At 47.3% G+C, this 12724-nt stretch carries 12 protein-coding genes; 10 read left to right on the forward strand and 2 right to left on the reverse strand.

What is annotated here, in order from left to right:
• Positions 1 to 6: 6 nt before the first annotated feature.
• The 7 genes from purD (at position 7) to nadE (ending at position 7132) form a co-directional block, all read left to right on the forward strand.
• A complete protein-coding gene (gene purD, locus MCG46_RS08515) occupies positions 7 to 1266 on the forward strand; it encodes a phosphoribosylamine--glycine ligase (RefSeq protein ID WP_240279351.1) in 1260 nt (419 codons plus the stop codon).
• A gap of 286 nt (positions 1267 to 1552) precedes the next feature.
• Positions 1553 to 2245 (forward strand): AzlC family ABC transporter permease, encoded by a 693-nt coding sequence (locus MCG46_RS08520; protein WP_240279353.1) that lies wholly within the window; start codon positions 1553 to 1555, stop codon positions 2243 to 2245.
• Positions 2242 to 2565 carry a branched-chain amino acid transporter permease gene (locus MCG46_RS08525; protein ID WP_240279354.1) on the forward strand — a complete coding sequence of 108 codons (324 nt, stop codon included), beginning with the start codon at positions 2242 to 2244 and terminating at the stop codon, positions 2563 to 2565. The genes MCG46_RS08520 and MCG46_RS08525 overlap by 4 nt, the downstream gene beginning before the upstream one ends.
• Positions 2566 to 2669: 104 nt before the next feature.
• Complete coding sequence (locus MCG46_RS08530; RefSeq protein ID WP_240279355.1) at positions 2670 to 3344, forward strand: DUF969 domain-containing protein; 675 nt, start codon at positions 2670 to 2672, stop codon at positions 3342 to 3344.
• Positions 3344 to 4498: a DUF979 domain-containing protein gene (locus MCG46_RS08535; RefSeq protein WP_240279357.1), complete on the forward strand. Its 1155-nt coding sequence runs from the start codon at positions 3344 to 3346 to the stop codon at positions 4496 to 4498. The genes MCG46_RS08530 and MCG46_RS08535 overlap by 1 nt, the downstream gene beginning before the upstream one ends.
• A gap of 79 nt (positions 4499 to 4577) precedes the next feature.
• Positions 4578 to 5219: a pyroglutamyl-peptidase I gene (pcp, locus tag MCG46_RS08540; protein ID WP_240279358.1), complete on the forward strand. Its 642-nt coding sequence runs from the start codon at positions 4578 to 4580 to the stop codon at positions 5217 to 5219.
• Between the two features lie 23 nt (positions 5220 to 5242).
• Positions 5243 to 7132, forward strand: coding sequence for an NAD(+) synthase (gene nadE / locus MCG46_RS08545; protein ID WP_240279360.1), 1890 nt, complete (start codon positions 5243 to 5245; stop codon positions 7130 to 7132).
• 92 nt (positions 7133 to 7224) lie between these two features.
• Here nadE and hdhA read toward each other — a convergent pair whose 3' ends face one another.
• Both hdhA and MCG46_RS08555 read right to left on the reverse strand, forming a co-directional pair.
• On the reverse strand, positions 7225 to 8028 hold the full coding sequence (gene hdhA, locus MCG46_RS08550; RefSeq protein ID WP_240279362.1) for a 7alpha-hydroxysteroid dehydrogenase: 804 nt from the start codon (positions 8026 to 8028) through the stop codon (positions 7225 to 7227).
• A 207-nt stretch (positions 8029 to 8235) separates the two neighbouring features.
• Positions 8236 to 9123 (reverse strand): fructose bisphosphate aldolase, encoded by an 888-nt coding sequence (locus MCG46_RS08555; protein ID WP_240279364.1) that lies wholly within the window; start codon positions 9121 to 9123, stop codon positions 8236 to 8238.
• A 160-nt stretch (positions 9124 to 9283) separates the two neighbouring features.
• Here MCG46_RS08555 and rlmD point away from each other — a divergent pair, with 160 nt between their 5' ends.
• The 3 genes from rlmD (at position 9284) to MCG46_RS08570 (ending at position 12501) form a co-directional block, all read left to right on the forward strand.
• Positions 9284 to 10705, forward strand: coding sequence for a 23S rRNA (uracil(1939)-C(5))-methyltransferase RlmD (gene rlmD / locus MCG46_RS08560; RefSeq protein WP_240279366.1), 1422 nt, complete (start codon positions 9284 to 9286; stop codon positions 10703 to 10705).
• 629 nt (positions 10706 to 11334) lie between these two features.
• Positions 11335 to 11493, forward strand: coding sequence for a helix-turn-helix domain-containing protein (locus MCG46_RS08565; protein WP_020223346.1), 159 nt, complete (start codon positions 11335 to 11337; stop codon positions 11491 to 11493).
• Positions 11494 to 11505: 12 nt separating this feature from the next.
• Positions 11506 to 12501 (forward strand): virulence RhuM family protein, encoded by a 996-nt coding sequence (locus MCG46_RS08570; RefSeq protein ID WP_240279368.1) that lies wholly within the window; start codon positions 11506 to 11508, stop codon positions 12499 to 12501.
• Positions 12502 to 12724: the final 223 nt, after the last annotated feature.

Raw genomic sequence — 12724 nt, forward strand, 5'->3', positions numbered from 1 at the left:
ACAGGTATGGCAAAAGTATTGGTGATCGGCAGCGGCGGACGGGAACATGCGTTAGCCTGGAAATTTGCGCAGAGTCCGCAGGTTGAAAAAGTCTATGCCGCTCCGGGTAATCCGGGGATGGCGGAAGTTGCCGAATGCGTGGCGATCGGCGTACTGGAGTTTGACAAGCTGATTGCGTTTGTGAAGGCTCAGGCAATTGATCTGACGTTTGTCGGACCGGAAGTGCCGTTATGTGAGGGCATTGCCGATGCCTTTGCGGCCGCGGGGCTGACGGTCTTTGGTCCTAGCCGTGCGGCGGCGCGGTTAGAGGGAAGCAAGGCATTTGCCAAAGCCATGATGAAGAAATATGCGATTCCAACCGCGGCTTATCAAAGCTTTTCCGATTATGATCAGGCGAAGGTGTATCTTGAGCAGCAGCCGATGCCGATCGTGCTGAAGGCCGATGGTCTGGCTGCGGGCAAAGGTGTCATCATTGCCCAAACCCAGGCCGAGGCGCAGGATGCTTTAAAAGAGATGATGTGCGGCGGATTGTTCGATCAGGCCGGGGCAACTGTTGTCATCGAGGAATATCTTGAGGGAGAAGAATTCTCCCAGCTGGCCTTTGTCAATGGGACAACCGTCATTCCGATGGAGATCGCGCAGGATCATAAGCGGGCCTTTGATCATGATGAGGGGCTGAATACCGGTGGAATGGGCGCTTATACACCAGTATCGCATTTGTCCAAAGCCGTTGTTGAAGAAGCGATTGAAAAGATCGTTAAGCCGATGGCGGCGGCCATGGTTCAGGAAGGCTGTCCCTTCACCGGAATTTTATATGCCGGCTGCATGGCGACGGAGCGCGGCGTGAAAACGATTGAATACAATGTCCGCTTCGGCGATCCGGAAACGGAAGTGCTGATGATCGCCCTGCAGGATGATCTTTATGAAATCTGCATGTGGGTGCTGCAGCATCAGACCCTGCCGCTGCATTGGTCGAAAGAACCGGTGCTGGGCGTCGTGCTGGCCAGTCAGGGGTATCCGGAAAGTTCAACTAAAGGTGCGAAGATCAGCAATCTTGAGCACGTGGAAGCAACCGTCTTTCACATGGGAACCGCCCTTGAAAACGGACAGCTGGTGACCTCCGGCGGACGGGTGCTGTTTGTCGCTGCACAGAGGCCGACGCTGAAACAGGCGCAGGCTGCGGTCTATGTCGAAATTGAAAAAATTGACTGTGACGCGCTGTTTTACCGCCATGATATCGGCGCGCGGGGACTGCAGGATTGTTGACAGCGAACCGGCTTTGCGGTACACTAGCAATACTGTAAGGAGGCCATCATGACGAAATCAAAAAAGACATTTCAGAAAATCATGGTGATCGGCTTGGTCAGTTTCATCTGTCTGATGATGATTCTGAATACGATCCTGATGTTCTAAAAAGATACGCATTCACAAACAGGAAGCGGAAGGGATAAGGTAAAACTTCCGCTTTTTCTCTATTTGCGGCCGGCTTCAGTTTTCGGCTGATAAGGATTGAGGTAAGGCTGATTCAATTTTACAAAAAGGGGGACAGAGGATGGATCAAACTAAAAAAGAGGCTTTGGGTGCCTCGCTGGCAGTCTTTCCCGGCTATCTGGTCGTGGGCATCGCTTTCGGTCTGCTTGCCCAGCAGCATCAGATCAGCTGGGGCTGGGCTGTGTTAATGAGTGTTGTTGTCTATGCCGGCTCAATGCAGTTTGTCGGGATTTCGCTGATCGCTCAGGCGGCCAGTCCGCTGCAGGTGATCTTCATGACGTTGGCCGTCAATCTGCGGCATCTGTTTTACGGTTTTTCATTTCTGCAAGAATTTGGCGAGCGGGGGCTTCGCCGGCTGTATCTGATTTTTGGATTGACGGATGAAACCTATGGCTTGTTATGTCAGAAGAAGCTGGAGAAAAGAGCGGCGCCGCAGTGGCTGTATTTCTGGATTACCTTGTTCGATCAGCTGTGGTGGATTTTGGGAACGCTGATCGGAGCCGCGGTCGGTTCGGTTATTCCCTTTGATACAACAGGAATTGACTTTGCGATGACCGCGCTGTTCTTTGTTACCTGTCTGGATCAGCTGAAATCAGCCAGCACGCCGATCCCCACTGTTATCGGACTGGTCAGTGCCGTGACCGCGCTTCTTTTCTTTGGCGCTGACGGCATGATTTTGCCGGCTCTGGTGATGATCGCGGCGGGCTTATTGGGCGTACGGCGAACTCTGCAGGGAAGGGGGCTGATCCAATGAATCCCATTTTGATTACGATTTTGTTGATGGCGGCGGTCACCTTTCTGACACGCTGGCTGCCATTTGCGGCGTTTCGCCCCGGTCAGCCGATCCCTAAAACGATTGCCTATCTCGGGCAGGTCCTGCCGATGGCGATGATGGCAATGCTGGTGGTGTACGGCCTGCGTTCTGCTTCATGGCTGGGACCATATCACGGGGCACCTGAACTGCTGGCGCTGGCGCTGACGGGTTTCATTCATCATTGGAAGCATAACAGCCTGCTGAGTATCGGCTGCGGAACGTTGTTTTATATGTTTCTAGTCCAACAGATTTTCCGCTGAAAACAGGTTGAAAAACATGGCGTGAAACGCATGAAAATTTTCTCTGCAAGCTTTGAGGGAAATCTGGTATAATGGGAATACTCTAAAAGGGAAAGGAATGGATTATGGAATACTTGAAATTAATCGGCATTCTGATCATTGTGGTCGGATTTGCCTTAAAGTGGGACGTCATTGCGGTCGTTCTGATCTCTGGCTTAGTCACCGGACTTGTTTCAGGATTGGATTTTATTCAGATCTTGGAGATTATGGGGAAATCGTTTGTGGATAACCGGCTGATGTCGATCTTTTTGATCAGCTTTCCGGCGATTGCCCTGATCGAACGCTACGGCATGAAGGAGCGGGCTGCGGAATTGATCGGCAAGATAAAAAACGCAACGGCCGGCAAGGTCTTGTCTATTTATATGGTTGTTCGGATTTTGGCTTCAGCGATGTCAATTCGATTAGGCGGTCATGTACAGTTTGTCCGGCCGCTGATTCTGCCGATGAGTGAAGCTGCAGGGCAAACCTCTATCAAAAAGCCGCTGAACGAAAAGCAGCGTGAACGGATTAAAGGTCTGGCCGCGGCAGTGGAAAACTATGGTAACTTTTTTGGTCAAAACATTTTCTTAGGCAACAGCGGCGTTCTGTTGATTCAGGGGACTTTGGCTGCGGCCGGATATGAGGTGACGCTGGGTTCGATTGCGCAGGCTTCAATTCCGGTCGGGATCGTTGTCACGCTCTTTACGATTATCCAGGTCTTATTGGCTGATCGCAAGCTGAAAAAGGAGGTGCAGGCATAATGGATTTAAAAACAGTGCTGAATTGGGGCAGTGAAATCATTTTCTGCCTGTGCGGACTGGTCAGCTTTAACGCCGCATGGCGCGGGCTGCAGAACGAGAAGTGCCGGATCGGTACGTTTGCTTTCTGGACGATTCTCGGTTTGATTTTTATTCTGGGGCCTTATCTGCCCTATGCGCTGACGGGAGCTTTGCTTCTGGTGTTGGGCTGTCTGACGGCGGCTAAACAAGTGCAGATGGGAAAATTTGTTCCTTCGGAAGCGGCATTCCGCAAGGCGCAGGCGGATAAGCTGGGCAACAAGATCTTTCTGCCGGCAATCACGATCGGCGTTGTTGCACTGGTGCTGTCGATGCTGAAATTTTCCGGCAATTCACCGGTCATTTCGTTTCCGTTAGTTTGGGGATTGATTCCGGCTGCGGTTTTGATCGTCTGGGCTGGTTTGAAGTTTGTAGGCGCAAAGAAACAGGAAGTGCAGGCAGCCCGCAGCGCGCAGCGTCAGGCTGGGCAGTTAGCGATTGCCGGTGTGATTTTAGCTGCGGTGACCTTTGTCTTATCTCAGCTTCAATTCACTGTTGCGGAAGGAGGCGTTTCGTTTCCATTCGCTCTGGCAATTGGTTTAGCTTCGATTTTAGCTTATCTGATCGGTGTGGCAATCACTAGGCCGAAGTTTGCGGATACGCGGGATGATACTGCGCGGCTGTTGATGACGGTGGGGGCTGCCAGCCTGCTGCCGCAGCTGTTAGGTGCTTTGGGCTCAGTCTTTACAGAAGCCGGTGTCGGGGCAGTCATTTCCGGCATCATGGCGAATGTGGTGCCGCAGGGCAGTATTGTTCTCGGCGTCATTGTGTATGTAGCTGGGATGGTGCTGTTTACGATGGTTATGGGCAATGCCTTTGCGGCGTTTTCCGTCATCACCGTTGGAATTGGCGTACCGTTTGTCATTCTGCAGGGCGGAGATCCGGCGATTGTTGGTGCCTTGGGCATGACGGCGGGTTTCTGCGGAACACTGATGACGCCGATGGCCGCCAATTTCAACATTGTTCCGGCAGCGGTGCTGGAAACGAAGGACAAGTATACGGTGATCAAGGCTCAGCTGCCGATGGCACTGGTGATGATTGTCGTACATGTTATCCTCATGCTGGTGCTGGCTTTCTAAATTCAAGTATTTCTCAGCATCTTTGCGTAGGGTAAAATCGCAGATTTTGAAGTAAAAAATACACAAGGAGGACAGATCAATGAAAATATTAGTGACAGGCTTTGACCCTTTTGGCGGAGAGTCCATCAATCCGGCGATTGAATCTGTTAAGCGGCTGCCGGAGGTGATCGGCGGAGCGCAGATTGTGAAACTGGAAATTCCAACCGTTGTCCATAAGTCGTTAGCGGTCATCCGCGAGGCCATTCTCAAAGAAGATCCGGATATGATCTTATCCATCGGTCAGGCCGGCGGACGGGCAGAGATTACAGTGGAGCGGGTCGGCATCAATGTTGATGATTGCCGGATCAGCGACAATGAAGGCAATCAGCCGGTGGATGAGCCTATCTATGCCGATGGGCCGGATGCTTACTTTGTAACGCTGCCGATCAAGGCGATGGTGAAGGCGATGCAGGAAGCGGGCATTCCCGCCTCGGTTTCCAACAGTGCCGGAACGTTTGTATGCAATCATGTGACTTACGGCGTCCGTTATCTGATTGAAAAAGAATTTCCGGGCAAGCGCTCCGGGTTCATTCATATTCCGTATCTGCCATCGCAGGCGGCATCAAAAAAAGCGATGCCGTCGATGGAACTGGACACGATTGTCCGAGGATTAACGGCAGCGATTGAAGCGATGATCGAACATCAGGAAGATGTGAAGATTACCGGCGGAACAATCTGTTAAAGAAGCAGTACGGGGGCTGAATTATGAAAATTGCGTTAGGACAAATCAAGGTTAAGCAAGGACAGCCGACGGAGAATCTTGCAGCTATGCGCCGTATGATTGAACAGGCTAAAGCTGAACATGCGGATCTGATCGTTTTTCCGGAAATGGCACTGAGCGGATACTGTCTGCAGGATCAATGGCTGGATCTGGACTGGTGTCGGAATCTGGACAGCTTCAACGATGAACTTCTGGCCTTGTCCGAGGGAATCGGGATTCTCTATGGTAATCTGTGGAATAAACCGCTGGGGCAGGCAGTCTGTGGCCGTGACGGTCGTCCGATCCGCTGCAATGCCGCGTATTTCTATTATAACCAAAAATGGGTGAAGAAAGAAAAGGGTGCGTTGGATGGGATTTACATCAAACATCTCAATCCGGATTATCGGGTTTTTGATGATTCCCGTTATTTTCTTTCCGGAATTGAGATTGCGATGCGCAATCAAAAAGCCGTCGATTCCATGATCAGTCCGTTTCTGTTTGAGAAGGACGGAAAAACATGGCGGATCGGCGTTGAGATTTGCGAAGATCTGTGGAGCGATGATTATGCGCTGGATGTGACGGAAACTTATCTGCGTCAGGATGTGGATCTGATCATCAATTTGTCCTGTTCGCCATGGACAGTCAATAAGGAACACTCCCGTGATAAACGAGTGAAATCCCATGCTGAAAAAGCGTCGGGACACTTTGTACCGCTGGTGTATGTCAATGCCTGTGGTATGCAGAATAATGGCAAGAATGTCATGGTGTTTGACGGTGACAGCACGATTTATGGAGAAAACGGCGATCGTCAAGTTTCATTGAATGATACGTTTGAAGCAGAATGCCGAACCTGTTCGCTGCATGAGCATCAGACGATTTCACGGCAGCCTGAATCCAAGCTGATGACGGCTTTGGTTTGTGCGATCCGCGAATTTGATCAGCAGATGTTTTCGCCGAAGATGAAATGGATCGTTGGTTTGTCCGGCGGTCTGGACAGCAGTATTACGTCGGCACTATTGGTTTATGCTTTAGGAGCGGAGCGGGTCGTTGGCTACAACATGGCCAGCCGCTATAACAGTCTGACGACCAAAAACAACGCAAAGGCTCTGGCAAATCGGCTAGGCATAACCATCCGCGAGGGCAGTATTGAGAAGATTGTGGATGCAACGGTGGAAACGCTGCAGGACTATGGCTATCCGCAGGCTGAGGGGCTGGCGCTTGAAAATATCCAGGCCCGCCTGCGCGGCCACCTGTTGTCCAGCTTTGCGTCGATGGAAAACGGTGTGATCGTCAACAATGGCAACAAGGTCGAGGCGGCCTTGGGTTACTGCACGTTGTATGGCGATGCCATCGGTGCGCTCTCGCCGATTGCGGATTGCACGAAGGTGCAGTTGTTTGATTTAGCGAAACAAATCAATGCTGCATTTGGCAAAACGATCATTCCGGACAATCTGCTTCCGGAAATTCAGGGTGATTCACTGATCTGGGAATTCCCGCCGTCTGCGGAATTAAAAACGGATCAGCGGGATCCGATGAAGTGGTTCTATCATGACTGGCTGATTGGCAAGCTGACAGAATACCCAAGCGCACAGGTCGAGGAAATCATGGAAGATTATCTTGACGGAACGCTGCAGGACAGTGAAATGGGGCGTTGGATCCGTTATTATGGCCTGGATGATCCGGAAGCCTTTATTCAGGATTTAGAATGGGTATTGCGGACGATGAAGGGAGCCGTATTCAAGCGGATTCAGTTCCCGCCGATTGTGATGATAAGCCGCGGTGCTTTCGGCAATGATGTGCGGGAGGCTCAGATGCGTCCGGAAACAACCCATCGCTATCGTGAGCTTCGGGAAAAGATATTAGCGCTGAAAAAACCAAGTTCACTGGGAAAATAAAGTAATCTTAAAGTAATAAAGAGGCAAAGAAAAAGCTGAGGAGGACAGATATAATCCTGTTTCCCTCAGCTTTTTTTGTGAAACTGGGTTTGTTAATGCTTTTGTTCAGCGCTTAAATCAATCATGTCTGCGAAGACCGGGGTCGGCAGGCCAAAACCTCCATGAACGGCCATCACCTGACCTGTTGTATAGGCGGATTCGTCACTGGCGAAGTAAACAACTGCCGCGGCAATTTCTTCCGGTTTGCCCATTCGTTTGATCGGTGTGTGGCGCAGGAAGAATTCCTGAAATTCCGGGGACATGTTGTTCATCACGGCGTCGGTTGCGGTCTGTCCTGGACAAACGACATTGACACGGATGTTGCTGCGAGCTGTCTGCACGGCAATGTTTTTAGAAAGGTAGATGATCGCATCTTTGCTTACCGCATACCCAATTCGGGCAATATCCGGGGTTAGGCCGCCGATCGAACTGATGTTGATAATGCTTCCTCCGCCTTGCTTTTTCATGTGCGGGATGACAGCTTGGCTGCTGACATAGACACTGGCCAGATTGATGTTGACAGTCGATTGGAAATCTTCCCATTTCGTATGTTCAATATCGAGATCAGTTTGAGGATTGGAGGTACCAAAATTGTTGACCAGTACATCAATTCGACCTTCAAGTTTGATCACTTCTTCGATCATTGTCCGATAAGAATCCAGCTTGGTCGCATCGTTGTAGACCGTGTGGACATGATAACCTTTCTGATTCAATTCTTCAGCTCGCTGCTGAGCTAGGTCTAAATTGCGAGCCGCCATATAAACGATTGCGCCTTCCATGGCGCAGGCCTGGACGGTAGCCAAACCAATGCCTCGAGTCGAGGCAGTAACCAATACTACTTTGTTTTGTAATCGCATTTTTTTCTCCTTTGGATAGTGTAGGTATTATAAGTCAGATTCTGAAAAAAGAAAATCGAAATGCCCCGCTGAAAGGTTGAAAATCGAACATAAGTCAAACCCAGAGGCGAAGATGTGATCTTTAATGGAACAAAAAGAAAACAGCGCGGAGCGGGAAACGATATATTCTCTCCTGACGCTGTATTCTAATATTATATTGAAATGAAATTATTGAACAGAAGCATCGTAAATCGATTCAATCGAAGATTTCAGCAGGGCGTTGAATTCTTCATCGGTTTGCTGAGCCTTAAGACCTTCGGTTAAAGCACGGGAGAAGCTGGCGATCAGGCCTGGATTGCGCGCCAGTTTTTCGTTGGCTTCCTTGCGGGAATAGCCGCCGGATAAGGCAACGACACGCACAACATGCGGATCTTCCATCAAGTCACCGTAAAAGCCATCAACGGTCGGAATCGAAAGCTTAAACATCAAGCGGACATCCTCTGTTAATTTGGCCAGATGCTGCTGGATTTCAGCTTTCAGCAGCAGCTCACATTTTTCCTTGTCGGCAATGGTAATGTCAACTTCCGGCTCCAGAATTGGAACGAAACCAGCTTTGGCAATTTCCAAGCCGATTTCAAATTGCTGGGCTACAATAGCATGGATTCCAGCAGGATCGGCTTCCTTGATGACTGAGCGCATTTTAGTGCCAAAAATATGCCGATCTTGGGCTCGTTCAAGCAACTCCTTCAGATTCGGAATCGGCTTCATCAGCTGAACACCGTTTTCCAGTGGGGCTAATCCTTTATCTACTTTTAAGATTGGAAGAATCCCTTTCTTTTCCCACAGATAATCAGCGGTATACTGTCCTTCAATCTGACGATCCATGGTCATTTCAAAGAGGATAGCGGCCAGAATGTGTTCGCTGGTAAAGGCCGGACTGGTGATAATGCGAGTTCTCATCTGGTGGATCAGATCGAACATCGCTTCTTCACCCTCATACTGATCTTCCTCAATTCCATACAGCCGAAGTGCTTTCGGTGTACTTCCTCCACTTTGGTCCAGAGCGGCGATAAAGCCTTTGGCGGAATGCATACGATTCAGTTGTTCTTGATTCATGCGAAACCCTCCTTTTCTCTTGCCCGGGATGATTCAGTTCATCTCTAAACTCATGATAGCACTTTCTTTTTAAAATATCTACGATATCTCACTAGACATCGGGATAATTAAACACTGCCGAGCAGGACTGTTTTATGATATGATGTACAAGGTGATAACAATGAAGGAAAAAAAGAAAGAAACGAATAAAGTACTAAAAAAAGCACCTAAAAAAGAACTGAAGAAGGAACAAAAGAAGGAACCTACGTATATATTAAAAACGATCTGTTCGGGACTGGATGTTTCCGGCAAGGGAATTGTTAAGATCAAAAATGACAAGGTTTTGATTGAAAATCTGCTTCCCCAAGAGGAGGTAGAGTTGGAATATACGATCAGAAAAGAGCCTAAGGTGATCTCTGCGATGCGCTTAAGCGAAAGTGCTGATCGGGTAAAGTCACGCTGTCGGATTTTTGATCGCTGTGGCGGATGTCAACTTCAGCATCTGAACTATAAAGCTCAGTTGGAATGGAAAAAGGAAAAGGTACAATCACTTTTAGGCCGCTATGGACAGGTTCAGGAGATTCTGGGAATGGAGGAACCATGGGCATACCGCAACAAGGTGATTGCTACGTTTTCATTGAATAAGAAGGGCAAGGTGATCGCCGGCATCTATGAAGAGGACAGCCATCAGGTTGTGCCTTATTCAGAATGCTGGATTCAAGATGCGCTGGCAGCAAAGATTTTAAATACTTTGTGTGAACTGATGACAAAATTCAGGATCGAACCGTATGATGAAGATAAACGAACAGGATTAGTCCGTCATTGTTTGATTCGAATTGGTCATGTCAGCCGTGAAGTGCTGGTTTGTCTTGTGTGTGCTTCTCCGATTTTCCCAGCACGAAAACAATTGGTTCAGCAGCTGCGCAGCCAGCATCCGGAGATTACAACGATTGTCATGAATGTCAATAACCGCAGTACAAGTATTGTCCTGGGACAGCAGGAACGAGTGTTGAGCGGAACGGGCAAAATTCAGGATCAGCTGTGTGGTCTGCGGTTTTCCATTACCGCGAAGTCTTTTTATCAGATCAATACGCAGCAGACCGAAATCCTGTATTATAAAGCCATGGAACTGGCAAATTTAACCGGTCAGGAACGTGTTCTGGACGCTTATTGTGGGATTGGAACGATCAGTCTGGTCGCTGCTCAGAAGGCAAAAGAGGTAGTCGGTGTCGAGGTAAACCCGGTTTCGATTAAAAATGCGATAGAGAATGCCCGCGTAAATCATATTCGCAATGCTTGGTTTGTGGAGGCTGACGCTGGCTTGTTTATGGAACAAGCAGCTCGGGAAGGGCAACGGTACGACGTTGTGTTGATGGATCCTCCACGCTCAGGCGCGGATGAGCGATTCTTAAAGTCTTTGTGTCAGCTGAGTCCGGATCGGATTGTTTATATTTCATGCAATCCTTCCACACAGGCAAGAGATCTGCGTCATTTAACTCACGAAGGGTATCAGGTGGAAGCGATTGTTCCCGTAGATTTATTTCCGATGACAGTTCATGTGGAAACGATTGTATTAATGTCAAAAGTGAGCCCTAACAAGTAAATAAAGTGTAGTAAATAAAAGGCTTATTCAGTTCATATCGTTAAACTGTTGATACGGTACCGGAAAAGCCTTTATTTTCATGTTCAACAATGGCTTTGTGGGAACTGATTTATAAAGTAAGGTTGACACTAGGGGGTAGATAATATTGAAAAATGAACCCTAAGGGTTCACCATGTAACGATAGAGTATAAAGAAAAACAGCGACTGGATAACTGGTATCCAGCGCTGCATGTGCATTAGCGGTAATTCCTATTGTAAAGTTCCTTCGCATAGGATTGCATCTTCTTCATGTAATTGTACGCCTTGGATTTTCCTTTTTTAAATCAATCTACTTAAGCACATTGCTAATCTGTGGATCTTCCATAAGAAGCGAGAAGATGATTTTTGGATCATTTGGGGTTTTTGTTTAAGTCAGGGATTTAAATCGAGACTAAGGTCTAAAAATTTATATTGAAATAGTAGGCACTATGTGGAAATGATAGGCTGCTTATTTTTTTGATGCGTTGAAAAAAATATGGAAATTAGGTATAATAAATTATCTAATGAGTGTAATTTCTTAGACAGAAGAGAATTGTATGCTAAAAAATAATATAGAAGTGGACGTAAAGATAAAATGCATAGAGGAGAGCATGACACAGACTCAGCTTGCAGAGCAGATTAAAACGACAAGTCCGTATGTCAACCGTATTATCAAAAAGCAGGACGGTGTTGTAAACAAAACCTTTGTGCAGATGCTGGAAGCATTGGGATATGATATTGAATTAACATATGTGAAGCGAGAAGATTAGGAGGATACCACAGTGGATAGTTATGGAGAAATTCTCATATACCAATCTGATGATGGATTAACCAATATTGATGTAAAGGTTCAGGATGAAACCGTGTGGCTGACCCAGCAGCAGATGGCAGATTTGTTTCGAACATCTCGTACCAATGTTGTGGAACACATAAAACATATTTATGATGAAGGTGAGCTTGATGAAAATTCAACCCGTCGGAATTTCCGACAGGTTCGAAAAGAAGGAAATCGTGAAGTAGCAAGAGAGATACCCTTTTACAATCTTGATATGATTATTTCTCTCGGATACAGAGTTAAATCTGCTATTGCAACTAATTTTAGACGATGGGCAACAGTGCGTTTGAAAGAATATATGATCAAGGGATTCACTATGGATGATGACCGTCTGAAGGAGTTGGGTGGTGGCGGATACTTTAAAGAACTATTGGAGAGAATCCGTGACATCCGGGCATCTGAAAAAGTATTCTATCGTCAGGTGTTGGAAATCTATGCTACAAGTATAGACTATGATCCCAAAGCGGAAGTTTCTGTTCAGTTTTTCAAGAGAGTACAGAATAAAATTCACTATGCTGTTTCTAAAGAAACGGCGGCGGTGATTTACCATCGTGCAGATGCTGAAAAAGACTTTATGGGATTGATGTCATTTTCGGGGGAACAACCGACTTTGAAGGAAGCAAAAATTGCAAAAAATTATTTGGATGAAAAAGAACTGCGGGCCATGGGGCAGTTAGTATCTGGTTATTTGGATTTTGCAGAAAGACAAGCGGAACGGGAGATTCCAATGACAATGGAGGATTGGGCAAAACATCTGGATGGAATTTTAACTTCCACAGGCGAAAATCTTCTCATCGGAAATGGCACAGTTAGTCATTTGCAGGCGATGGAAAAGGCTCAGGCCGAGTATAAAAAGTATAAAGCTAAAACGCTTAGCAGTGTGGAAAAGGACTATTTGGAAAGCATCAAAACGCTGGAAGAAAAAGGAAAACAGCAGAAATAAGTTATTTGAAAATTTCGTAGAACTGTTTACTTGAACTATTCGGAATTTCCTGATAGTTGAGATATGAGGATATTCAGTTGTAAAGAAAAACTTTATAACTGAAGCGATGTGTATAAGTATAGTTTTAAGGGAGATGTGTTCATGAAATTTCGATAGGAAATTTTACGCATTTTTAATGCGAAAACTATCCACGCACCAGTAATTCAAGAAGCTTTTATCAATA

The organism is Holdemania massiliensis, assembly GCF_022440805.1.
In the GTDB taxonomy this organism is placed as follows: Bacteria; Bacillota_I; Bacilli_A; order Erysipelotrichales; family Erysipelotrichaceae; genus Holdemania; species Holdemania massiliensis_A.